Origin of the sequence: Microbulbifer sp. NBRC 101763 (assembly GCF_040371615.1) — a bacterium.
GTDB classification, from domain to species: Bacteria; Pseudomonadota; Gammaproteobacteria; order Pseudomonadales; family Cellvibrionaceae; genus Microbulbifer; species Microbulbifer variabilis.
This window is the reverse complement of sequence record NZ_BAABQV010000002.1, coordinates 584,883-608,436: the sequence shown is the minus strand read 5'-3', so window position 1 is coordinate 608,436 and position 23,554 is coordinate 584,883. Positions and strand designations below refer to the sequence as shown.

The 23,554-nt window shown below is 51.2% G+C and carries 20 protein-coding genes and 1 pseudogene; 12 read left to right on the top strand and 9 right to left on the bottom strand.

Translation table 11 applies throughout. The features are described from left to right. The first annotated feature begins 17 nt into the window (after positions 1-17). The 10 genes from ABWV76_RS07990 to ABWV76_RS07945 all read left to right on the top strand — a co-directional run bounded on the left by ABWV76_RS07990 (position 18) and on the right by ABWV76_RS07945 (position 10,610). Complete coding sequence (locus tag ABWV76_RS07990; RefSeq protein WP_245556716.1) at positions 18-677, top strand: helix-turn-helix transcriptional regulator; 660 nt, start codon at positions 18-20, stop codon at positions 675-677. Further along, complete coding sequence (locus ABWV76_RS07985; protein ID WP_020414647.1) at positions 674-1,102, top strand: CsgE family curli-type amyloid fiber assembly protein; 429 nt, start codon at positions 674-676, stop codon at positions 1,100-1,102. Before ABWV76_RS07990 ends, ABWV76_RS07985 begins: the two co-directional genes overlap by 4 nt. Next, a complete protein-coding gene (locus ABWV76_RS07980; protein WP_020414646.1) occupies positions 1,102-1,521 on the top strand; it encodes a curli assembly protein CsgF in 420 nt (139 codons plus the stop codon). Before ABWV76_RS07985 ends, ABWV76_RS07980 begins: the two co-directional genes overlap by 1 nt. 31 nt (positions 1,522-1,552) lie before the next feature. Continuing rightward, positions 1,553-2,425 (top strand): CsgG/HfaB family protein, encoded by an 873-nt coding sequence (locus tag ABWV76_RS07975; RefSeq protein WP_020414645.1) that lies wholly within the window; start codon positions 1,553-1,555, stop codon positions 2,423-2,425. A gap of 44 nt (positions 2,426-2,469) precedes the next feature. After that, positions 2,470-3,012 (top strand): hypothetical protein, encoded by a 543-nt coding sequence (locus ABWV76_RS07970; RefSeq protein WP_020414644.1) that lies wholly within the window; start codon positions 2,470-2,472, stop codon positions 3,010-3,012. Positions 3,013-3,690: 678 nt separating this feature from the next. Then, on the top strand, positions 3,691-4,572 hold the full coding sequence (locus ABWV76_RS07965) for a hypothetical protein (protein WP_026305243.1): 882 nt from the start codon (positions 3,691-3,693) through the stop codon (positions 4,570-4,572). A 67-nt stretch (positions 4,573-4,639) separates the two neighbouring features. Then, positions 4,640-5,521, top strand: coding sequence for a hypothetical protein (locus tag ABWV76_RS07960; RefSeq protein ID WP_026305242.1), 882 nt, complete (start codon positions 4,640-4,642; stop codon positions 5,519-5,521). Positions 5,522-6,046: 525 nt separating this feature from the next. Continuing rightward, complete coding sequence (locus ABWV76_RS07955; RefSeq protein ID WP_353375707.1) at positions 6,047-7,276, top strand: hypothetical protein; 1,230 nt, start codon at positions 6,047-6,049, stop codon at positions 7,274-7,276. Between the two features lie 532 nt (positions 7,277-7,808). Beyond that, on the top strand, positions 7,809-8,699 hold the full coding sequence (locus ABWV76_RS07950; protein ID WP_020414641.1) for a hypothetical protein: 891 nt from the start codon (positions 7,809-7,811) through the stop codon (positions 8,697-8,699). Between the two features lie 765 nt (positions 8,700-9,464). After that, on the top strand, positions 9,465-10,610 hold the full coding sequence (locus ABWV76_RS07945; RefSeq protein ID WP_353375706.1) for a hypothetical protein: 1,146 nt from the start codon (positions 9,465-9,467) through the stop codon (positions 10,608-10,610). A gap of 61 nt (positions 10,611-10,671) precedes the next feature. On the opposite strand, the gene greA is transcribed toward ABWV76_RS07945, so the two are convergent. Both greA and carB read right to left on the bottom strand, forming a co-directional pair. Beyond that, entirely contained in the window at positions 10,672-11,148 is a 477-nt protein-coding gene (gene greA, locus ABWV76_RS07940; protein ID WP_026305241.1) for a transcription elongation factor GreA, read from the bottom strand. Positions 11,149-11,233: 85 nt separating this feature from the next. Further along, entirely contained in the window at positions 11,234-14,461 is a 3,228-nt protein-coding gene (gene carB, locus ABWV76_RS07935; RefSeq protein ID WP_020414638.1) for a carbamoyl-phosphate synthase large subunit, read from the bottom strand. A gap of 168 nt (positions 14,462-14,629) precedes the next feature. On the opposite strand from carB, the gene ABWV76_RS07930 reads away from it, so the two are divergent. Then, positions 14,630-14,845, top strand: a complete 216-nt coding sequence (locus tag ABWV76_RS07930) for a hypothetical protein (RefSeq protein WP_020414637.1) — start codon at positions 14,630-14,632, stop codon at positions 14,843-14,845. Here the strand turns inward: ABWV76_RS07930 and carA are convergent. From carA to dapB, 5 genes and pseudogenes are all read right to left on the bottom strand, one after another. Further along, positions 14,842-15,990 carry a glutamine-hydrolyzing carbamoyl-phosphate synthase small subunit gene (gene carA / locus ABWV76_RS07925; protein ID WP_353375705.1) on the bottom strand — a complete coding sequence of 383 codons (1,149 nt, stop codon included), beginning with the start codon at positions 15,988-15,990 and terminating at the stop codon, positions 14,842-14,844. The two genes, ABWV76_RS07930 and carA, sit on opposite strands and share 4 nt — an antisense overlap. A 331-nt stretch (positions 15,991-16,321) precedes the next feature. Continuing rightward, positions 16,322-16,885, bottom strand: coding sequence for a YfiR family protein (locus tag ABWV76_RS07920; protein ID WP_245556715.1), 564 nt, complete (start codon positions 16,883-16,885; stop codon positions 16,322-16,324). A 193-nt stretch (positions 16,886-17,078) separates the two neighbouring features. Then, positions 17,079-18,008, bottom strand: a complete 930-nt coding sequence (rimK, locus tag ABWV76_RS07915; protein WP_245556720.1) for a 30S ribosomal protein S6--L-glutamate ligase — start codon at positions 18,006-18,008, stop codon at positions 17,079-17,081. Between the two features lie 84 nt (positions 18,009-18,092). Continuing rightward, positions 18,093-18,494: pseudogene (locus ABWV76_RS07910) on the bottom strand (ATP-dependent zinc protease family protein); the annotation flags it as partial. A 155-nt stretch (positions 18,495-18,649) separates the two neighbouring features. Next, entirely contained in the window at positions 18,650-19,462 is an 813-nt protein-coding gene (dapB, locus tag ABWV76_RS07905; protein ID WP_353375704.1) for a 4-hydroxy-tetrahydrodipicolinate reductase, read from the bottom strand. Between the two features lie 240 nt (positions 19,463-19,702). On the opposite strand from dapB, the gene ABWV76_RS07900 reads away from it, so the two are divergent. Then, positions 19,703-20,158: a hypothetical protein gene (locus ABWV76_RS07900; RefSeq protein WP_020414632.1), complete on the top strand. Its 456-nt coding sequence runs from the start codon at positions 19,703-19,705 to the stop codon at positions 20,156-20,158. 75 nt (positions 20,159-20,233) lie between these two features. On the opposite strand, the gene dnaJ is transcribed toward ABWV76_RS07900, so the two are convergent. After that, positions 20,234-21,358, bottom strand: coding sequence for a molecular chaperone DnaJ (dnaJ, locus tag ABWV76_RS07895; RefSeq protein ID WP_020414631.1), 1,125 nt, complete (start codon positions 21,356-21,358; stop codon positions 20,234-20,236). A 221-nt stretch (positions 21,359-21,579) separates the two neighbouring features. After that, positions 21,580-23,532, bottom strand: a complete 1,953-nt coding sequence (gene dnaK, locus ABWV76_RS07890; protein ID WP_282952481.1) for a molecular chaperone DnaK — start codon at positions 23,530-23,532, stop codon at positions 21,580-21,582. Positions 23,533-23,554 lie beyond the last annotated feature (22 nt).

Below are 23,554 nucleotides of genomic sequence, written 5' to 3'. Positions count from 1 at the left end.
AACTTATGTAACAGGAGTTGATAGAGGATCTCAAACTCAAATTTGGGAAAGATCTATCTGTATCAAGGAGAGGTACGAGGTATATGCCGGTTCTTTTTTTCAGCAATTCCGGCCTTCAGGGCGATCTTTTATTTTCACTTTTTTCTCAGTCTATTCCGCTCCCATGGGAAAAGGCGAGCATAGGAAAACAGCGCCATTGCCTGCAGCACTATGAGGCAATAATTGTTGACTGTTGGCAAATAGGTATTGCCGCCACATCCAAAGAATTTCTTTCCGACCTGAAAAAGATCAGTCATCCAAAAGCTATCCTTATTAACTTTCCAGTGGACTTACCTTTACATATCTTGGAAAAACTGCGCCAAAGTGGTTTCTACCTCCTCTGTGACAGTAATACCAGCCAGGAAAATTTAATTCAGAGATTAAGTACTGCTATTCACAGCTGTGAAAGCAGGCAGCATGGCAGTACCCCAAATCCTCTTCCTCTAACACGCAGAGAACAGGAAATTCTAGGACAACTGACTACGGGTGAACCCAACAGTGTGATTGCCACCAAACTTCACTTGAGTGAACACACTGTAAAAAACCACATGTATAACATATTCCGAAAAATCGGCGTAAAGAATCGCCTGCAAGCCAGTAATTGGGCAAAACTCAATCTCCAGGAAGAGAAAATATGAGGCTAAGCCTGCTGATATTTTTTCTCTGTATGTCAATTGCCTATGCTCAGGATGACACAACCGTCCCTCCTGCAGACACCGACTCAGGCAAACTAGAGGATGAAATCAGCGGGTTTAATATTGATCGAACAATAACGCGAACCGGGCATGATTTTGCGCGTTATCTGAGTGAATACAGAAATCTGAACTATCCAGATTCAACTTACAACTTAACAGTTTACGAGCGCCCCTCCGCACGGTGGGGCAACCTGATTTGGGTAACCTATAACGACAAAATAGTTTTTCGGCGCTTTATCACCCCAAGCACCAACAATATACACCGGCTGGCCGATGAGGCAGCACAGTATATTCACCAAGCGGTACTACAAGATCGCGTAAGCAGTGCGTTCACAGATAATTTTGATTTGGGAAAGGATGAATTCTAATGCAAATCAGATATTTGATAGTTCCTGCTGCCCTGCCTGTGATTATGTTCCTGTCCAGCAGTGGCTATGCCACAGAATTAATTTACGAACCAGTAAACCCCAACTTTGGTGGCAACCCATTAAATGGCACCTACCTGCTACAAAATGCGCAAGCACAGGACAGCCATGATGACCCCGACAAGCCAGACAGTCTGTATGAGCAGCCCAGCGCTCTGGATCGTTTTACTGACTCCCTCGAAACACGGCTTTTAAACCAGTTGCTTACTGATGTGGGCGATGGCAATAGCGGTGAACTAATAACTGATGACTTTATCGTGCAGATCGTTGACAACGACGGTGTACTGACCGTGTTGATCACTGACCGGAGTACTGGAGATAAAAGCGAAATCGTTGTAAGCGGGCTCAACCCGACTAATTAGCATAGTACCCAACTCCGAAGGAAAACTGGCAATGCGTAATGCAATAAAAAAAGCCATAGTTTTGCCCGCCCTGGCGTTCATATTAACACTAAGCGGCTGCTCCGCATTTAAAAGTCTTGGTGATGCCATTTTTGGCCCAGGTCGTACTGAGGCCATGCTCACACCGCGTATGAACACCTACAGGGATTTACTTAACCTGCCAGAACCAAAGGGTAAAATTCTGGCAGCGGTATACAGTTTTCGGGACCAAACGGGACAATACAAGCCTGCCCCAAACAGCAGCTTCTCTACCGCTGTCACCCAGGGCGGTGCCGCCATGTTGATGGATGTGCTGAATGAATCAGGATGGTTTATTGCGCTTGAACGCGAGGGATTGCAAAACCTACTCACTGAAAGAAAAATTATTCGCGCTGGTCTCAGCAAGCCGGATGCCCCTGCAAACAACAGTGTCCCTCTACCTACCTTAATTGCCGCCAATGTCTTATTGGAAGGGGGAATTGTCGCCTACGACCAGAATATTCAAACTGGTGGCGCAGGAGCCCGCTACTTTGGTATCGGAGCTGATGAGCAATACCGTATTGATCAGGTCTCCGTGAATCTGCGTGCTATCGATATCCGCTCAGGCCGAATATTGCATTCGGTATTGACCTCGAAAACCGTTTACTCAAAAGCAATCAGTGCCGATGTATTTCGCTTTGTAAGATTCCGGCGCCTACTGGAAATGGAAGCCGGAGTGACATACAACGAACCCGCGCAACTTGCTATGCTTTCAGCAATGGAATCTGCGGTAATTCATCTGATCAGTGAGGGAATTATTCACAATTCATGGGCACTGGCGAACCCCGATGATATCAACAACCCCGTACTGCAATATTACCTGAATGACAGCACGGTGATTATGTGATGAATCCACTTGAGACAGGACGAGCTTAAAAGGCTGAAGCAACCATGCCAAGTATTAACAAGCACCACCTCCCCCTGAGCCTTACCGCTGCCCTCTTTCTCTTTTCAGGGGTTTGCAGCGCCACAGACCTGGATTCCAGCAATGAGCTGGCGATCTCCAGTGAACTGAGCGCCGCCAACCTTATTTCTGTTTCCAATCTCACCGTCATTAACCAGGAAGGCGGTGTAAACCATATCAACGTACGACAGTCAGGGCGAACCAACTACACATCTGCTCATCAGGATGGCAATCGAAATAATCTCTCTGTCACCCAGGCTGGCGAAGACAATGTTATTCTATCAAGACAGATAGGAGATCAAAACTTAAGTGGCCTGATCCAAGTAGGCTACGAGAACCTAATTGATATCGAGCAGTACGGCATGGGAAATTCTGCCGGGATTTCCCAATTCGGTACGCAAAACAGTGCCCATGTACAAGAAATTGGCATCTTGCATAAGGTCAATATCTACCAAAGTGGCCATGGATTACACACGTCTGTCACAGTAACAGGCACTGCGACGACCACCTATATCAGCCAATACGATTAAAACTGGTATTTGATCAATTCTCTACTGGCACTATTTTTTATTGGTTTTCTATCACCACCAAGGTCTGTCTCTCATTAAAAATTGCTTTCGGCGCATTTCACCTAAGTTAATAATGATTAATCCTGCACTGATTTCAACTCTGCTATCGATATAGTACATTCAACTCAACAAACCCTGTATATCTGGCCAGTCGCATATTTTGCCGAAATAGAAAGTTCCATAAATTTACCATCTAACGATTCGAACTATTTTCCTAGTTTTTAGAGAGTTACCTCCTATAGCCGTCTCGCAGGATTAGGGCAAAACTCTAAACATATCCGATCACTTGTTGTTTACACCTCTCGGACATTACGTCATGCAGGCATTAGGTTGTTATATAGAGATCATCTTCTCTGGGCCAAACCGGCCCTTCTTTACCAAGGTCCCGAATGTTGTACCTGGGAGTCACTTGAATTTTCAACCTGGCATTAGAGCAGTACCGCCATCTTAATGAAATTTATCTAGCGACAGGGAACGATCAGTCGCTGGTAGCAGTATTCAGTCACGGATCAATAGTGTTTTAAATTCCCCTGCGGGATAAAACCGTATTGCCGTAATTACCCTTACCTGAAAAGGTACGGAAGTAATTCAGCGTAAATTTCGCTGGTTTATATAGCGTCGGAAGAAAAGGAGTATCTCATGAAGACGTTAACCCCTATCGCAGCAGTGGTCGCCATTGCCATAAGCAGTGGCGCACTTGCAGCAAGTAACACCACAATCCAGAATCAGGGAGGCGTTGGCAATATCGCGACTTCCACTCAAGTCGGCCCAGGTGTTGACAATAACCTGGTAATTCAGACTCAAGCTGGCACTGTCAATACATCAACTGCTCTACAAACTCTTGGCAGTGACCTCAATACTATCAACCATCTCCAAACTGGCGCCCTGAACACTGCTACATCCACTCAATCTGGCGGACTCCTGAACACCGCTTCTATTACCCAGGTTGGTAGCGGTAACAGTGGTATAACCACACAAGCCGCCTCGTCATTTGCATCTACAGCACTTATTAACCAGGTCGGTGATTTTAACACTGGCGTGGTTACTCAAACTGCCAGTTCACTGGATCTTGCTTCAATTAATCAAGCTGGCGACTTTAATGTTGCGACTGTTACCCAAACACTCAGCAGCTTAAATACTGCCATTGCCAATCAAGTGGGTGATGTTAACATCGCCACACACATTCAAACAGGTGCACTCCACACATCAACATCCACACAAGTGGGCACCCTCAATGTTGCTACCGTTTTCCAGGCTGGCTTGGGCAGTGATTCTTTCACACTACAGACTGGTTTCGGCAACGTATCCCTTCATGCCCAAACTGGCTTTTTTAACGATGCATTCACCAATCAGCTAGGCACTATCAACATTTCCACCATCACCCAAGCCGGGTTTGGGCACGATGCAATTGTCAATCAGGTTGGCACCGCCAACTTGCATACCATCACTCAATTTGGACTTAACGAAACCGCTGTTGCCACTCAGGTCGGTACTGGTAACGTCGGCATAATAGTGCAGTAGGAATACCGACCAAACCTTTTGAAAATGGATGTCAAATCACTCGTACTAGGAAGTTAGAGGTTTTACCATGAAGAAGTTAGCCCCAATCGCCGCAGCAATTGCCCTCACCGCAACTGCCGGTGCTTTCGCAGCGAACAACACAGCTGTTCAAAGCCAGTTTGGAGTTGGAAACCTGGCCACTGCAACTCAGGTTGGCCCAGGGGTAGATAACAATACCATTACCCAGACCCAGGTTGGCCTGCTTAATCTATCCACTGCATTACAATCTGCGGGAAATAGTTTGAGCACCATCAATCATACCCAGGCTGGTGCCTTTAATGCGGCCACCTCCTTCCAAATTGGTTCCACACTAACTACTGCAAATATTACCCAAGTAGGTGCTGCAAACGTTGGTACAACCACACAGACGGCCCCTTCCATCGGCAGTGTGGCAAATATCAACCAAAATGGATTTGTAAACTTTGCCAGCACTTTGCAAACTATCAGCTTCTTTGATGTTGCCACCGTAACTCAAAACGGTCTGCTCAACCTGGCTCTGGTAGTACAACCACTGGGTGCCTTCAATACTGCTGCAGTTACTCAAACCGGTGTCCTGAACAGCGCATTCCATTCCCAGGTTGGTGCCTTTAACACCACTACCTCAAACCAGCTCGGCGCATTAAACAGCGCTACAGCTATCCAAACCGGTTTCTTCAATGATTCTGGCATCCTGCAAGCTGGTGCCCTGAATTTTGCTCTACATACTCAATTGGGCGCATTCAATGACGCACAGTCAAACCAAGTGGGCCTCTTGAATATTGCCACCAAAACTCAGATAGGTTTGGGCCATGATGCAGTAACAACTCAAGTGGGACTGCTCAATAGCCACTTCACCACTCAGATCGGATTTAACGAAACTGCATTCGCCACCCAGGTTGGCATTGGTAATGTCGGTGTAATTACACAGTAGTTCCTTAGAGAGAGAGAAGCTTGTGGCGGTCATTAAATGACCGCCTTTTTTTAAACCCTGATTTCTCTTTGCTTTTATAACCTCGAGGTACGATTACTTTTTTCTCAACGAAATTTGCGAAGCTAAAAGCTCCTGGAAATAGTAGAGGAGGGTGAAAACCTTAATGTCTAATCCCATGGTGTCACAGATTTATTTACTGTATGGCATAAGTATCGTTAACTTATAAAAAAGCCCACTTTATTCCCAGGTTTTCAAGACTTCTGTCCTATAGCCGTAGAACCGCTCCTCATCAAAACTCTACTCAGCATCAAGATGCTGTTCATGAGGTATCGCAAGGTTGATTTCCTGAATGTCAAAAAATTGAAGTTCTGTCTTCAAATATTGATTGTAAAACTGCCACTTGGAAATACCCAGCAATTTTTACAGTGGGAAAAGCACTTTACAGTACCGAATGATGTTGTTTTATCAATTTTTCCGCATTAAAAAGCTTCTCAAGCTGATCAAGATATCTCTCTAGGAGTACCGATGAACAAGTACACACCCTTAGCGGCAAGTATTTTTCTTGCAATCGCCAGTACCGGAGCCGTCGCTGCAAACAACACTGCCGTACTTTTCCAGAATGGGGCAGGAAACTCAGCTACTGCCGATCAAAGTGATCCAACCGTTAACAATAACTTTATTTTCCAGACCCAAGTGGGAAATAACAATACAGTTTATGCAGAGCAAACAAACGGCAATGGCTTAGGGGTGATTACACAAACCCAAACCGGGGATAATAATAACGCCGAATCTTACCAGGAAGGTAATACACTGGGCACCACGGCCACCATTACCCAGATTCTGAATAATCACAATGCGGTAACCGATCAGGATTTCAATACTGGCGGTGCAGCGGTTATTATCCAGTCTGGAGATATGCAGACAGCCCAAATTGATCAAGTTTCTAACGCACTAACTGTTGGCGCAGCAACACAGAGTGGCTTTAATAATAATGCTTTTGTATTCCAAATCATGAACCTGGCTGACGTGGCTACTGTTGTGCAAGGTGGCACCACAAACCAAGCCAATGTTTTCCAGGTAATGGGTACCGGAGATGCGGCTACTGTCGCCCAGTTTGGAGTAACCAATATTGCCACAGTTGCTCAAACATCGGGCACCGGTAACGTGGCCACTGCTACCCAGATTGGCACAATTAACGTTGCCAATATCACACAAACTGGTGGCTTTGCGAATACTGCCACTCTCACACAAAATGGCACCAACAGTGGCACTCTATTACAGAGTAACAGTAGCTTAAGCTCTATTAATGCAATCCAATCTGGCACATCCAATGGTGTAGTACACAACCAGGTATTGGCAACTAACGCTACATCACTATCAACCCAGGTTGGCACCTTCAACCAGTTTAATATCACTCAACAGGGAGGTGACAACTACAGTGAGCTTTGGCAAGTTGGTGATAACCAAGTTGCTATACACAGTCAAACTGGTGACGATAACTGGGCACTAACCGAGCAATTTAGTAGCTTTAACTTTGCAACAGTCACTCAGCCTGGCAGCTCAAACGACTCCTTCATTTTGCAAGGTGTAGGAACAGGAAATGTCACAAATGTATTGCAGATTGGTAGCTTCAATAGCTCTATTGCAACTCAGGTCGGCAATGCAAATATGATCTCTGTTACCCAGCTAAGTGATGGTAATGTTTCCATAGAAAACCAAATTGGGGATGGCAATATGGCTGTTGTTGTTCAGTAGTTCAAACTTGGGAAAGCCAACCTGACAACAGGTTAGCTTTCCCAGCACTTCAATTCCGATCTCTGGAAACACTAGACACTTGAATCTTTACTACCTCTCCACACCACAAAATTAGATTCTTTTATGTATTACGGTTTCATAGCTGCATCTTCCAAGTAATATTGAAATCCAGCATCTCTGGATATGTAAATGCACAACCAAAGGTAAATACCATACCAACAAGTACCATCAACTGGTTTAAGTATAAGAAAAAAGCATCAGCTGGCACTTTTAAAATCCAATACATCACCCAAGCAAACTAAACGACAATACGATAATTTGCATTTAATTAGGTGCCAAGAAAAATAGATTTAAAAATACACATCAATTGAAAAGACATACCTGCCAAGGCATTTTTTTTACGCTCACTTCAGCTAAAGTTTCCTGTAAGGAAATTTTGTAGGCCCCGGCGATGGCTTCACTTGGAAGAGGCCATCTTCGTGTAAATGGATATGAATGGACTCGAGTACACGGTAATACGCAGGAGTACACAGTGAGGAAGGTTACCGTTCTGCCCCTGGCAATTTTGTTGTCAGCCAGTGGTATTGTAAGCGCTTCAGATAACACCTCAACAATTGAACAGAGTGGTAATAACAATTCCGCCACGGCCGACCAGACGGACATAGGCGCTATCGACAACCACATTGAAGTTAATCAAAGTGGCAACCATCATAGCGCTGAAGCCATACAGACCAATGAGGCTGACAGCACCATTTACCAAATTCAGGAAGGTACCCTGAATGACATGTACAGCCTGCAGATGGGTGGCATCGGAAACAATGTACTGATCTATCAATCAGGAATGGACAATCGAGCCAGTACTTACCAGATTTCGGCACAAAATAATGAGGCTATGATTCGCCAGAATGGAATGGGCAATGAGGCGGAAATCCACCAGCACCTTGGTAGTGATAATGTTTCAGTTATTGAGCAAATTGGCGATATTCATGGCGCTCTGATTGGCCAATATGCAAGCTTTAACTCCGAGGCTTATATACTGCAGGAAGGTTCCTATCACGAAGCCTTAATCAGCCAGGAAGGCAGTGGTCACTACGCCAATATTCATCAGGCGGGTATGTCCCACACTGCTGAAATTGAACAGGCTGATATGTATAACGAAGCTGATATAGTTCAAAATGGTGAAAGCAACCTGACTACGATTGTCCAGGTTTCCTGGTACAACAGCGCTTATGTTAATCAGGATGGATTTATGAACCATGCCACTATTATGCAGTCAGGTGGTGGCGGACTTGGTGGCGGACATATGGTGATAGTGAACCAGTCCGGTGGATTGAATAACGCAACGGTGATCCAGTCTGGGTTTTCTGAGTCAGCAAATATTACCCAGGTGGGCACAGGTAATACCGCCATAGTGCATCAGTAATCCAGATATTTCATGCTGAGGAGATTAATTAGCTCCTCAGCCATTCTTATTTTTTGGAGTTAATTTCCGGTCAATAATTTAATTTCCCTTACCATTTAACTCCCAGCTATTTTTTTGGGGAGCTACCCCCATATAGCCACACTTAATTTCCATTATCCCAGACCTACTAAACCGTAGAATAACTGCAAACGTCATCGAAATTGGATACAAGTAATCACAAGCAGGTCACATAGTAAAAATTTTTTATCCGAAAACTAAATCATCCTTGCCATTCACTCAGTAAACTTTAATTTTTCGATAGCTGTCTGTCGCACTTTGACTCCATTCCGCCCACCCTTATCTGCGCAGATTTTAGATAGCCATATTGAATCACCTGGCAGCGTCGCCAAAATCACTATTTTTCCTCTCTCTATTTCTACAAATAAAACTTTATTCCTAGAGAATTAGAACTTCTCTCCTATAGCCGCATCTCACTACAGCTACAAGACTGAAGAGGACGGAACGAACATTTGGACTCCTAAGCAGTATCAAGGATGCCAATTATCATGTATATGTTTTCCCCTCAACTCGATTTTCCATCGATACGCTATTTCATGCGGCCACCTCCTATTGCTGGCCGTATTCCCGATTTACAGTTGCGCTGACTCTGCCGGGCTAGTGCTTTCGCTGTAAAAACCTCGGCACAGGATGACGTGCCATCCCTATCAGCACTTGAACGCTGACCCCAATCGTGATGCTCATTTTTATGTAGTAATGGAGACACTCATGAAATCTTTGACCCCTATCGCTGCCGCAATTACTCTCGCTATCAGCGGTACCGCTTTTGCGGCAGATAATGTTACCGAGCAACTGCAATATGGAAACGGTAACACGGTAAATTCTTTTCAGGTTGGCGCTGGAAGCCATGACAATTACGTAAAACAAGTACAATATGGTGATCACAATGCCGCTGTCGCTTCACAAGGCGAAGAGCATGACAGCGAAGCCATACAATACCAATATGGTGACGGTAACTTCTCCAACATAACCCAAATTTTTGGGCACGATAACCATGCCACTTCCAAGCAGGTAGGGGACCACAATACTTCAGTAACCCTGCAGGTTAACGAGCACCATAGTAAGTCTTACCATTACCAGGAAGGTAACGGTAATGACGCTAAAACGCTTCAAACTTTTGGTGGGTACAATGTTGCCAAAATTAAGCAGAGTGGCGACTATGGCAAGGCATCCATAACCCAGTTGGGTAGCTACAATGGCGAGGTAATTATCAAACAAAAAGGCGACCATGCTGACACCGATGTTATACAAACCGGCGAAGGGAACTACGTCCATATCTATCAGGGTCATGGTGGCATGAACGATGCCGACGTACACCAGAGCGGTAATCACAACGATGCTCATGTTAAGCAAAAAGGCTGGATGAACGACGCACATATCAACCAGCCGGGTGATTATAACTACGCAAGCATCAAGCAGCGTGGCTATAAAAATGATGCCGAAATTGATCAACATGGCGACCATAATGATGCCAAAACTCGTCAAAAAGGCTGGAGGAATGACGCGGATGTCGATCAATACGCTGATAAAAGCTATGCAAATATAGAGCAGTACGGATATAAAAATGATGCCGATATTCGCCAAGCTTATGGGGAGCATAACGATGCCTCCATTGATCAGAAAGGCTTCTACAACGAGGCGGATATCTCCCAGGCCGGTTACTATAACTACGCCAATGCCAAGCAGATTGGATATGGCAACGACGTCTATCTAGGCCAGATCGGTAGTAAGCATAAGGCGTTAGCAGTCCAGGTCGGCGGATACAATGAAAGCTTGGTCGGCCAGCTTGGCCACTGTGAAACTGCACTGGTTCTTCAGGTAGGCCATGCAAACAAGAGCGTTGTTTTCCAATAGGAAACTATCAGAAAGAAAAAGGGCGGCCTATGGCCGCCCTTTTTTGTGGTGAGGGACCTTATTACAGGTGCTCTACCGTATCAATCTCATACTCCACTGCGCCAGAGGGAGTATGCACCACAACCACGTCTCCCACCTCCTTGCCAATCAGGGCACGGGCAATCGGTGAATTTACTGAGATTTTGTGTTTCTTCACATCAGCCTCATCGTCACCAACAATCTTGTAGGTTACTTCCTGATCATTATCCAGGTGAATAATCGTTACTGTAGTACCGAAAATTACCTTGTCGCTGGGCTCAATCGACTTTACATCGATCACTTGTGCATGGGACAGCTTGGCTTCAATTTCCTGGATACGCCCTTCAACAAAGCCCTGCTTCTCCCTCGCCGCGTGGTACTCGGCATTTTCCTTCAAATCACCGTGTTCTCGCGCCTCGGCAATAGCCTGTACAACAGCGGGGCGTTCGACTTTTTTCAGATTATCCAATTCTGAACGCAGCGCATCTGCGCCTTCAACGGTCATTGGTACCCGGTTCAATGTGGGACCTCCATTATAGTTACTACGAAACCGGGCCGTGTGTTACCACAAGGCCCGGTCGGAACTTACGAATTGTTGTAGATGCTTAGGACAGCTTTACCACACGCTGGTGCAAATCCTGCAGGCGACGAACCTGCAACGGCTGCTCCTGGCGCATGGCCATCGCCATGGCCTGAGCGGCCGCCAGGGTGGTGGTGTAACACACCTGATGGTTCTCGGCACTGCGACGGATATCCGCAGAGTCGCGAATCGCCTGACGACCTTCGGTGGTGTTTACCACTAGTGCAATCTCGTCGTTTTTAATCATATCGACGATATGCGGGCGACCTTCACTCATCTTGTTGACGGTTGTAACGGGAATATCGTTTTCTTGCAAGACCTTGGCGGTGCCACGGCTGGCAATCACCTCGAAGCCCAGCTCCACCAGATCGCGGGCAACGCCCACTGCATCGGCCTTGTCGAAGTCACGCACAGAGATAAATACGCGGCCGGACTCCGGCAGGCGATCGCCAGCGGCAACCAGGCCCTTGTCGAAGGCTTCCGCGAAGGTGGCGCCTACGCCCATCACTTCGCCGGTAGACTTCATCTCTGGGCCAAGAATCGGGTCCACTTTGGGGAACTTATTGAAGGGGAATACAGACTCTTTAACGGAGTAGTAGTCCGGAACGATCTCTTCAGTAAAGCCCTGCTCTTTCAGGCTGATACCCGCCTGACAGCGCGCGGCCACTTTCGCCAGTGAAGTGCCGATGCACTTGGAGACGAAAGGTACGGTACGGGAAGCGCGCGGGTTCACCTCGATCACGTAGATCTCACCGTCCTGGTAGGCCAGCTGGGTGTTCATCAGGCCGACTACGCCCAGTTCGCGAGCCATGGCTTTCACTTCCTCGCGCATACGGTCCTGCACATCCGACGGCAGGCTGTAAGGTGGCAGGGAGCAGGCGGAGTCACCGGAGTGAACGCCACACTGTTCGATGTGCTGCATGATGGCGCCGATTACAACATCCTGGCCATCGGATACCGCATCGATATCCACCTCAATGGCGGCGTTGAGGAAGTGGTCCAGCAGTACCGGCGCTTCGTCGGAAACCTGTACCGCTTCTTTCATGTAAGTGAGCAGCTCGTCTTCTTTGTAGACGATCTCCATGGCGCGGCCGCCCAGTACGTAAGACGGGCGCACAACCAGCGGGTAGCCCACGTCTTTCGCGGCCTGGATGGCTTCGGAGACGGAGCGCACGATAGCGTTCTTTGGCTGTTTGAGGCCGAGACGCATAATCATCTGCTGGAAACGCTCGCGGTCTTCGGCGCGATCGATCTGCTCTGGAGTGGTACCAATAATCGGCACACCTTCGTTGGCCAGGTAGCGCGCCAGGTTCAGCGGAGTCTGACCGCCGAACTGTACGATTACGCCTTCCGGCTTTTCTTTGGCAACGATTTCCAGCACGTCTTCCAGGGTTACCGGCTCGAAGTAGAGGCGGTCGGAAGTGTCGTAGTCAGTGGAAACGGTCTCCGGGTTACAGTTGACCATGATGGTCTCGTAACCGTCTTCGCGCATCGCCAGAGCGGCGTGTACACAGCAGTAGTCGAACTCGATACCCTGACCAATACGGTTGGGGCCACCGCCGAGTACCATAATTTTCTTCTTGTCAGACGGCTCTGCTTCACACTCCTCATCGTAGGTGGAGTACATATAAGCAGTGGAAGTACTGAACTCAGCTGCACAGGTGTCCACACGCTTGTAAGACGGGAATACGCCCAGCTTGTGGCGGAATTCGCGCACACTCTTTTGGCTCACCCCCAGTAAGTCGGCGAGGCGGCGATCGGAGAAACCCTTACGCTTGAGGAAACGCATATGCTCAGCAGTCAACGCTGAGGTAGGCAGTGACTTGAGCGGCTCTTCAATTTTGATCAGCTCTTCGATCTGCACCAGGAACCAAGGATCGATACCGGACAGATCGTAAACTTCGCCGACGCTCATGCCCATGCGGAAGGCGTCGCCCACATACCAGATACGCTCGGCACCGGGTACGGAAAGTTCGCTGCGCAGACGGCTCTCAGCGCCGTCTTTGCCCGGGTCAATCTTGCTTTCCAGACCGAAGCTGCCCACTTCCAGGCCGCGCAGGGCTTTCTGCATGGACTCCTGGAAAGTGCGGCCAATGGCCATTACTTCACCCACAGATTTCATCTGGGTCGTCAGGCGCGCATCGGCCTCGCCGAATTTCTCAAAGGTGAAACGCGGAATCTTGGTGACAACGTAGTCGATGGACGGCTCGAAGGACGCCGGGGTAGCACCGCCGGTGATATCGTTTTGCAGTTCATCCAGGGTGTAACCCACTGCCAGCTTGGCCGCGACCTTGGCGATCGGGAAGCCGGTGGCCTTGGAGGCCAGTGCGGAGGAGCGGGAAACGCGGGGGTTCATCTCGATCACCACCACGCGGCCAGTCTTCGGGCAGACGCCGAACTGTACGTTGGAGCCGCCGGTCTCAACACCGATCTCGCGCAGTACCGCGATGGAGGCGTTGCGCATCAGCTGGTATTCCTTATCGGTCAGCGTCTGCGCCGGGGCAACAGTGATGGAATCACCGGTATGTACACCCATCGGATCGAAGTTCTCGATGGAACATACGATGATGCAGTTGTCGTTCTTATCGCGAACCACTTCCATCTCGTACTCTTTCCAGCCGAGCAGGGATTCGTCGATCAGCAGTTCATTGGTGGGGGAGAGGTCGAGACCGCGCTTACAGATCTCTTCAAACTCCGGCCAGTTGTAGGCCACACCGCCACCGGAGCCCCCCATGGTGAAGGACGGACGGATAATCACCGGGAAGCCGAACTCTTCCGGTACCTTCTTCGCCTCTTCCATGGAGTGGACGATCTTGGCGCGCGGAGTTTCCAGGCCGATCGCCTTCATCGCCTTGTCGAACAGGTCGCGGTCTTCCGCTTTCTCGATAGCGTCTTTGTCCGCACCGATCAGCTCGACATTGAATTCCTTCAGGACACCGTGCTTGTCCAGGTCCAGTGCGCAGTTCAATGCTGTCTGGCCGCCCATAGTGGGCAGGATGGCGTCGGGGCGTTCCTGCTCGATAATCTTGGCTACGGTGCGCCATTCCACCGGCTCGATGTAGGTGGCATCGGCCATGGCCGGGTCGGTCATGATGGTGGCCGGGTTGGAGTTCACCAGGATCACCCGGTAACCCTCTTCGCGCAGCGCCTTACAGGCCTGGGCGCCGGAGTAGTCAAATTCGCACGCCTGGCCGATCACGATGGGGCCTGCGCCGATAATCAGAATGCTTTGGATATCTGTGCGTTTTGGCATCTTTCTTCCGTTCTACTACCGGCTAAGGCCGGCTGCGCTAAATTTCATTCGTTTCTTGTAAGGAGACTCTAAACAACTCCGTGATGCCTCTGGCTTGCAGAGCGATTCACAATCAAGGCGCGGCTTCGCAGGAATGTCTAGACCTTTCAAGAAGTCGCAACGCGGAGTGTGAATCGCTATGCAAGCCCCGAAGGGCGGGCCTTGAAGGCCACAGCTGCTGCGTTGCAGCTCTTGCAAAGGGCTACGGCCATTCGCGGCGAGCTGCGCCTAACATCTGCAGCCTTCAAGGACCCGCAGAGGTATTACGGCGTTATTCAGAGTCTCCTTATAACCGCCGCAAAAGCGGCGGTTGTTTGCCCCACCCTGGGCGGGCTGCACCCTTAGGCGCGCTCTTTCATCAAATCGATAAAGTGGTCGAACAACGGTGCCACATCGTGAGGGCCCGGGCTCGCTTCCGGGTGGCCCTGGAAGCTGAAGGCCGGCTTGTCCTTCAGGTGAATACCCTGCAAGGTGCCATCGAACAGGGACTTGTGGGTAACTTCCACATTGTCCGGCAGGCTGTCGGCGTCCACTTCGAAACCGTGGTTCTGCGCGGTGATCATCACCTTGGTGCTGTTCAGGTCCTGTACCGGGTGGTTACCACCATGGTGACCGAACTTCATCTTGGCCGTTTTACCGCCCACCGCCAGGCCCAACAGCTGGTGGCCCAGGCAGATACCGTAGGTGGGAATGCCCGCGTCGAGGATTTCGCGGATAGCGGTAATCGCGTATTCACAGGGCTCGGGGTCACCGGGGCCATTGGACAGGAATACACCGTTGGGATTCATCGCCAGGACTTCGGAAGCCGGGGTCTCCGCCGGTACTACGGTGATATCACAGCCCCGATCCACCAGCATGCGCAGGATATTGCGCTTCACACCGAAGTCGTAAGCCACCACTTTGAAGGGCTGTTCCGGCGCGGCCTTGTGGCCTTCGCCCAGCTCCCAGGTGCCTTCATTGAAGGGGTAGGCTTCCTTGGTGCTCACTACCTTGGCCAGGTCCATCCCTTTCAGACCGGCAAATTCCTCGGCCTTGGCCAGGGCTTCTTCGCGGTCGATATTGTCACCGGCAACGATGCAACCGCTCTGTGCACCCTTGTCGCGCAGCAGGCGGGTCAGGCGACGGGTGTCGATATCGGCGATACCAACGATATTGCGCTCGCGCAGGTAGTCTTCCAGGGACTGCTCGTTGCGGAAGCTGCTGGCCAGCAGCGGCAGGTCGCGGATTACCAGGCCGGCAGCCCAGATATCAGCGCACTCTTCGTCTTCCTGGTTGGTGCCAGTGTTGCCGATGTGTGGGTAGGTCAGAGTCACAATCTGGCGGGCGTAGGAGGGATCGGTGAGGATCTCCTGATAACCGGTCATGGATGTGTTGAACACGACCTCGCCAACAGAACTGCCGTGGGCACCGATTGCGCGTCCTTCGAAGACACTACCATCAGCGAGCACCAGCAGCGCGGGAGTTGTACTCTGCATAAAGTTGTGGGGCATGAAGGCCTCCGACGTAGGGACAGCTTTAGTCAAGTTGAACTCCAATCTTCAGAACTGCTTCCGGGCGGGGTTTGTGGGCTTTGGAGCACGCGGCTCCTGACTGGCACGCGCATAAAAAAGCGAGATGAAACATCGCAGCTTCATCTCGCTTTAAAAATCTTTTCACGCGCGGCTCTCACAAATTGGCCGATGCTTGCCACCGGCTTTTTAGTGGGCTCGCGCTGCGCGATCAAGCTTCGCGGCACCGGCCCAAATTCGGGCGCAGATTCTACGCGAAATTACCTCTGGACGCTAGTGCAAAAATACGCCAAGCCTGGCGGGGCGCTCTTCTTTACTCTGGTTTCTGCCCCAGGCGGAACAAGCTGTTTCCCATTTTCAGCTCAGCCTTTTCCAGCATGGTCTTGTTCATGCGCAGGGCTACTTCACCACCGCTATCGGCAAACTCAATCATACCGCCAGTTGCAGCAAAGCGCTGGGCATCACTGATAGTGAGAACCGGGAAGTACTCTACAGCCACCAGGGCCTTGAGTAAGCTGGCACGCTCCATGGCACCGAGTACTACGATCTGGCACTTGCGCGCCTGCAGCATCTCTTTCAGGTCAATCTTTTCCAGCTCCACCCGACGACCGTCGATACGCTGGTTCTTAAAACGCTCCGCCAGGGGTTCACCTAAAGAATCGCCTCCCATCAAGCATACCCTGAAAGGCGCGCGCTGATTGGCAAAAGCGTTGACCGGCCACTGCAGGTTGTAAGCGAAGTGCAGAATGTAATCCACCATCACCCTTCTCCCCAAAGGGGTATCGGAAAGGTTCACTGCCGCCTGCACTACTGGCGCAGCAAGTAAGATTAGAAGTAGAGAAAGACAGGAGAGGGTGCGACAGCTGGGAATTTTCACGATCGTTAAAGCCCTGGGGTTGCGCCGTCCGGGGCCACACAATTATCGCCCCAAAACGGTTTTAATCGGCGGAGGCCCACGGTTTGGGACCTACACCGGGGCTCTGGTTGCGCGCCTGCAAAAAGCCCGGCCACCCCTGAAGGTTAGTCTACCGGGCCTGCCAGTGTCGACGCCATTCCCGCTCCAGCGACAACTACACCACCTGCGGACTGCCTCCACTGCCATCGCCTGTTACCGCCGGGCGCCATTTGAGCGCCTTCTCAATAGACATAATCATGGCGCCAGCCACATCCTTACGCGTGGCACTCTCAATCCCTTCAAGACCAGGAGAGGAGTTCACTTCCAGCAACAACGGCCCCTTACTCGAGCGAATAATATCCACCCCAGCCACCTTGAGCCCCAATACTTTGGCAGCCTTAATCGCCAGGCGCTTCTCCTCCTGGGTGACTTTCACTACCGAAGCAGTCCCACCCTGATGAATATTGGCACGAAACTCCCCAGGTGCCGCCTCCCGCTGAATTGAAGCCACCACGCGACCATCAATGACAAATAAGCGCAGATCCTTACCTTGCGCTTCGCGGATAAACTCCTGCACCAATAAATTCGCCTTCAGGGACTTGAACGCGTTGATCACCGACTCCCCCGCTTTGCGGGTTTCTGCCAGCACCACACCGCGCCCCTGGGTACCCTCCAGCAGCTTCACAACCAAAGGTGCGCCACCCACCATTTCAATCAGCTCATTGGTATCCACCGGGGAGTTGGCAAAACCGGAGGTAGGAATACTCAGACCGCTCTGCTGTAACAGCTGAAGGGAAAATAGCTTATCCCTAGACTGGCTGATCGCTGCAGAGCCATTCAGGGCAAACACATCCAGGCTTTCAAAATGACGCGTCAGGGCGCAACCATAGAACGTCTGGCTTGGGCGGATACGCGGAATCACGGCATCCAGGTTATTGAGAATTCGCCCGTCCCGATAGTGCACCTCTGGCTCACTCGGGTCGAGCTTCATGTAGCACTGGCGGATATCGAGAAAGCTCATGCGATGCCCCCGCTCGGCACCGGCTTCCATAATGCGTCGGTTACTGTAGAGATCCGGATTGGATGCCAGTACACCGATACGCAGGCCAGTACCCGCAATATGGTGTTCATCCCGGTAGAATTCATCCAACTGGCTTTGGGGAATCTCACCCAGGCAAAAACTCTCTGAGGGGTCCACCAACATACGCCCCAGCATGGCCTCCCGACCAAGCAACATGCGATACCCCATACTGTCGCGATTAGTCAGGGTCAACTCGATATCCCAGACACTGCCCCCCACAGACATGGATGTGCGAATGACCGGGCGCTTCTCGCTTTCACCTGAGGAGCTCCGCACCAGGCGTTTATCCAGCAGGCGAGCCTCGCAACGCACAGAGGGGCGACGCTGGTGCTGCAATGGATGCGCCTCAAAACTTACCCAGGGTTCACCGTCGCGCTTAAAGGTATGGATGTTGTAAGCGTGCAGACAGGAAGTTTTCGCTCCAGAATCCACTCGCGCCTTAATCGCCGGAATGCCAAGTGCAGGAAATCCGCACCACTCCTCACTGCCGACAATCAGCTTCTTTTCCAATAGCAGTTCCTCAAAAAGGGATTACAGGGTGGTCGACAGGGTGAAAACCCAACGGCCTTTAATAGCTTCGCCCACAAAAATGGCGGGCAAATGAAAATTACAAAATCATCTGGCGGCGCCCCTGCAGGCACCAAAAATATCGGTTCAGGGTGAGATTAGTTCAGCCCCAACACATCGCGCATATCATAGTGTCCAGGTGCGCGCACACTGCCATCACCAGCCAACCACAAAGCAGCCCGAACCGCGCCACGGGCAAAAGAGAGTCGGCTGCTTGCGCGGTGACTGATCTCAACCCGCTCCCCTTCAGCCAGGAACATCACAGAGTGCTCTCCAACCACGTCGCCACCACGCACGGTGGCGAAGCCGATGGTATCGCGCTCACGGGCGCCAGTCTGGCCCTCGCGCCCATAGATCGCCACTTTTTCCAGGTCGCGGCCCAGGGTCTCGGCGACTACCTCTCCCATACTCAACGCAGTGCCCGAGGGCGCATCCACTTTGTGGCGGTGATGCGCTTCAACAATTTCTATATCCGCATCCTCCCCCATTACCCGCGCAGCGGTCTCCAACAACTTGAAACACAGATTTACACCGGTGGAAAAGTTACTGGCCAGGCATAGAGGCACCTTCTCCGTATTGGCCAGCACCTGTTTTTTCTGCTCCGCATCAAAACCGGTAGTGCCAATGACAATGGGACGCCCATGGGCAGCACAATAGGCAGAGTTATCCACAGTTGCCTGCGGCGCAGTAAAGTCAATCAACACATCGAAGTCAGCCTTTTCCAGGCTATCCACAACGGCGATACCATTACGCCCGAGCCCTGCGACTTCGCCGGCATCAGCTCCCACCAGGCTGGAACCCGGGCGTACAATTGCGGCGCTTAATTCGGCATTATTCGCAAGCTGTAGCGCCTCTGCCAGCGCCCGCCCCATACGTCCGCCAAATCCTGTAACCGCTATCTTTACTGCCATTCCCACCGCTCCTGTGTGCACCCTTAAGGCCTGGGATTCTACCCTGCACCCTCAGTGGCGCATAGCGAAATAGACCCCCTTTAAATGAAGAAGAGTGCAGACAATAAAAGCTGCTACCAGGCAGCTAACACACCATGGAAATATCAATGGTAATCTTTATTCCCAAGAGAGAGTTTGCTGCCAAAACGCTCTTGACCACCGCTGCTAGTCTTTATGTGATGGGATAAATGGAGCGCCAATATGCGACTTATGATCCGATCTAACCACCTGCCGCATCTACTTGTGGTGGTTATTTCCCTGACCCTGGCTTTTGGCAGCATGCCGGGCTCAGCCCAGCAACAAGGTGCCAATGCGGATTTTTGGGAGAAATACGATGACATAACAGATTGGGTGACGCTGCGTCTGCAGCTCACCCCTGAACAGGAAAAAGTCGTCTTGCCCATCCTGCAGGAGAGTTTTGCGGAAAAAAAGGCAGTATTGGAAGCCTATAGCTTGTTGAGCGACAAAAAAATTGATTTAACCCCCAAACAACGTGGAGAGATCGGCGCACAAATGGCTGCCATCAGCGCTCAAACGCTGAAGGAATTAAAGGGAAAATTAAATCAGAAACAACTAAAGGAGGCGGGCAGAATTCAGCACGAATTCCTGCGTGAATTTGCTAACAGGTTACGGGTCCGGGCAGCCCAGGAGCGCTGACCCAGTAAAGATATTACTGGGTCATTCCAGTGCTCACTCAGCCAGCTCTAGCAACTGAGGGAGCCAAGTGGAAGATTAAAGCTTCATATCCCCAAAGAAGTTCTTCACACCTTCAAACCAACCGGTCTGGCGCGGTGCATTTTTCTTTTCGCTCAGGGTATTGGCAAATTCCTGCAGCAATTCTTTCTGTTTGCCGGATAGGTTAACTGGAGTTTCCACTACAACCCGACACAGCAAATCACCGGTAGCGCCGCCGCGTACTGGAGTAACGCCTTTGCCACGCAGGCGGAACAGTTTGCCTGTCTGGCTCTCTGCCGGGATCTTCAGCTTCACCTTGCCATCCAGGGTTGGTACCTCCAGCTCACCGCCCAATGCAGCGGCGGCAAAACTGATCGGCACTTCGCAGTAGAGGTTCTTGCCATCACGCTGGAACAGTTCGTGCTCTTTTACCACCACTTGTACATAGAGATCACCGGAGGGACCACCATCGGGGCCTGCTTCACCCTCTCCGGACAGGCGGATACGATCACCGGTATCCACACCGGGGGGAACCTTCACAGATAGGGTTTTGGTTTCTTCTACGCGGCCACGACCGTGGCAGCTGCCACAGGGATCGGAAATGATAGTGCCACGACCGCGACAATTGGGGCAGGTTTGCTGTACAGAGAAGAAACCCTGCTGCATCCGCACCTGGCCAGCACCACCACAGGTGCCACAGGTTTGCGGCGAAGAGCCAGGCTTGGCACCAGAGCCGTGGCAGGTATCACAGGAAGCCAGGGTCGGCACCCGAATCTTGACTGTGGTGCCGCGCACCGCGTCCTCGAGGTCCAGCTCAAGATCGTAGCGCAAGTCGGAACCCCGCGCCGGGCCACCGCGACGGCCACCGCCGCCACCACCGAAAATATCGCCGAACACGTCGCCGAAGATATCGGAGAAGCCACCGAAACCGCCGGCGCCACCACCACCCATCTGGCCCTCTACACCAGCGTGGCCAAATTGGTCATAGGCAGCGCGCTTCTCTGAGTCCGACAGGATCTCGTAAGCTTCGTTAGCTTCCTTGAATTTGTTTTCCGATTCCTTGTCATCGGGATTGCGGTCCGGGTGGAACTTCATCGCCACCCGGCGGTAAGCTTTCTTCAGCTCTGCATCTGAAGCGCCGCGCTCGACGCCCAGGACTTCGTAATAATCGCGTTTCGACATAAAACTATGTTCTCTGGTCCGGCATCAAGAACGGCCAAACTCTTTCTACTTCTCTGTCCCTAACCAAGCTCCGCGTTGCGGAGCACTGCCAAAATAAGAAACATCACTTTTGGCAGCTATCTGAAACAACACAGGGCGCGGGGCCTATTAAGAAGGCGCCGCGCCCCTGAAGTTTTCCGGCAGCCACTGTATAAGCTGGTGCCGGAAATGCAAGCGAACGCTTACTTACCTTCTTTTTTGTCGTCCTTTACTTCTTCGAACTCGGCGTCAACAGCATCGTCGCCAGCGGAAGATTGCTGCTGCTCACCCTGCTGAGCGTCTGCACCAGCGGCACCTTCAGCGCCCGCGGCCTGGGCCTGCTCGGCGTACATCTTCTGTGCAACCGGACCAGAAGCTTCGGTCAGCTTGGTGGTGGCAGCTTCCATAGCGGCCTTGTCATTGCCTTTCACCGCCTCTTCCGCTTCAGTGATAGCTGCTTCGATTGCAGACTTCTCTTCAGCGGTGGCTTTGTCACCGGCTTCTTCCAGGGTCTTCTTGGTAGCAGAGATCAGACCGTCGAGGGTATTGCGGGTTTGCACCAGCTCCTCAAACTGCTTGTCCGCTTCGGCATTCGCCTCAGCGTCCTGAACCATCTTATCGATCTCGTCCTCGGAGAGACCGGAGGAAGCCTTGATCACGATGGACTGCTCTTTACCAGTCGCCTTGTCTTTCGCGTGTACGTGCAGGATACCGTTGGCATCGATATCGAAGGTCACTTCGATCTGGGGTACACCGCGGGGGGACGGCGGAATATCAGCCAGGTCAAAACGACCCAGGGATTTATTCTGGGAAGCCTGCTTGCGCTCACCCTGTACCACGTGAATGGTTACCGCAGTCTGGTTGTCTTCCGCAGTGGAGAAAACCTGGGACTTCTTGGTGGGGATAGTGGTGTTTTTGTCGATCAGCGGAGTTGCAACGCCACCCATGGTTTCGATACCCAGGGTCAGTGGCGTTACGTCCAGCAGCAGTACGTCCTTTACGTCTCCAGACAGTACGGCGCCCTGGATGGCAGCACCCATAGCAACAGCTTCGTCAGGGTTAACGTCTTTACGCGGCTCTTTGCCGAAGAAATCGGTGACTTTCTGCTGTACCAGAGGCATGCGGGTCTGGCCACCAACCAGGATCACTTCGTCTACGCCTGAAGCGGACAGGTCCGCATCTTGCAGAGCGATTTTTACCGGCTCCAGGGAACGGGCTACCAGGTCTTCTACCAGGCTTTCCAGCTTGGCGCGAGTCAGCTTAACCACCAGGTGCTTGGGACCGGTGGCATCTGCAGTGATGTACGGCAGGTTCACTTCGGTCTGCTGGCTGGAGGACAGCTCAATCTTGGCTTTTTCCGCAGCTTCTTTCAGACGCTGCATGGCCAGGGGGTCGCCTTTCAGGTCGATACCCTGGTCTTTCTTGAACTCTTCCGCGAGGTAGTCGATCAGGCGCAGGTCAAAGTCTTCACCGCCGAGGAAGGTGTCACCGTTGGTGGACAGTACTTCGAACTGCTTCTCACCGTCGACGTCTGCAATTTCGATAATGGAGATATCGAAGGTACCACCACCCAGGTCGTATACCGCTACAGTGCGATCGCCACCCTGCTTGTCCAAGCCATAGGCCAGGGCTGCCGCAGTCGGCTCGTTAATGATGCGCTTAACGTCCAGGCCCGCGATACGGCCGGCATCTTTGGTTGCCTGGCGCTGGGAGTCATTAAAGTAAGCAGGTACGGTAATTACCGCAGCTTCTACTTTTTCGCCGAGGAAATCTTCCGCGGTTTTTTTCATTTTCTTCAGGACTTCGGCAGAAATCTGCGGCGGAGCTTTTTTATCGCCTTTCACTTCTACCCAAGCGTCGCCATTGTCAGCTTCGGTGATGGTATAGGGGACCATCTTGATATCTTTCTGTACAACGTCGTCTTTAAACTTGCGGCCGATCAGACGCTTAACCGCAAACAGAGTATTCTGGGGATTGGTCACCGCCTGACGCTTGGCGGACTGGCCCACCAGAATTTCGTTGTCGTCAGTGAAGGCAACAATAGAAGGCGTAGTACGATCGCCTTCGGCGTTCTCGATTACACGCGCCTTGTCACCATCCAGTACCGCTACACAGCTGTTAGTGGTACCCAGGTCGATGCCGATAATTTTTCCCATCTGTAAAATCCTCATTTGATGC

Bases quoted from the DNA above. Each gene is read 5' to 3' on its own strand.
- ABWV76_RS07960 (WP_026305242.1), top strand. From the start codon at position 4,640: ATGAAGAAGTTAGCCCCAATCGCCGCAGCAATTGCCCTCACCGCAACT.
- carA (WP_353375705.1), bottom strand. From the start codon at position 15,990: ATGCCCCACAACTTTATGCAGAGTACAACTCCCGCGCTGCTGGTGCTC.
- dnaJ (WP_020414631.1), bottom strand. From the start codon at position 21,358: ATGTCGAAACGCGATTATTACGAAGTCCTGGGCGTCGAGCGCGGCGCT.
- ABWV76_RS07980 (WP_020414646.1), top strand. From the start codon at position 1,102: ATGCAAATCAGATATTTGATAGTTCCTGCTGCCCTGCCTGTGATTATG.
- dapB (WP_353375704.1), bottom strand. From the start codon at position 19,462: ATGGCAGTAAAGATAGCGGTTACAGGATTTGGCGGACGTATGGGGCGG.
- ABWV76_RS07970 (WP_020414644.1), top strand. From the start codon at position 2,470: ATGCCAAGTATTAACAAGCACCACCTCCCCCTGAGCCTTACCGCTGCC.
- ABWV76_RS07985 (WP_020414647.1), top strand. From the start codon at position 674: ATGAGGCTAAGCCTGCTGATATTTTTTCTCTGTATGTCAATTGCCTAT.
- carB (WP_020414638.1), bottom strand. From the start codon at position 14,461: ATGCCAAAACGCACAGATATCCAAAGCATTCTGATTATCGGCGCAGGC.
- ABWV76_RS07900 (WP_020414632.1), top strand. From the start codon at position 19,703: ATGCGACTTATGATCCGATCTAACCACCTGCCGCATCTACTTGTGGTG.
- ABWV76_RS07975 (WP_020414645.1), top strand. From the start codon at position 1,553: ATGCGTAATGCAATAAAAAAAGCCATAGTTTTGCCCGCCCTGGCGTTC.
- ABWV76_RS07945 (WP_353375706.1), top strand. From the start codon at position 9,465: ATGAAATCTTTGACCCCTATCGCTGCCGCAATTACTCTCGCTATCAGC.
- dnaK (WP_282952481.1), bottom strand. From the start codon at position 23,532: ATGGGAAAAATTATCGGCATCGACCTGGGTACCACTAACAGCTGTGTA.
- ABWV76_RS07955 (WP_353375707.1), top strand. From the start codon at position 6,047: ATGAACAAGTACACACCCTTAGCGGCAAGTATTTTTCTTGCAATCGCC.
- ABWV76_RS07965 (WP_026305243.1), top strand. From the start codon at position 3,691: ATGAAGACGTTAACCCCTATCGCAGCAGTGGTCGCCATTGCCATAAGC.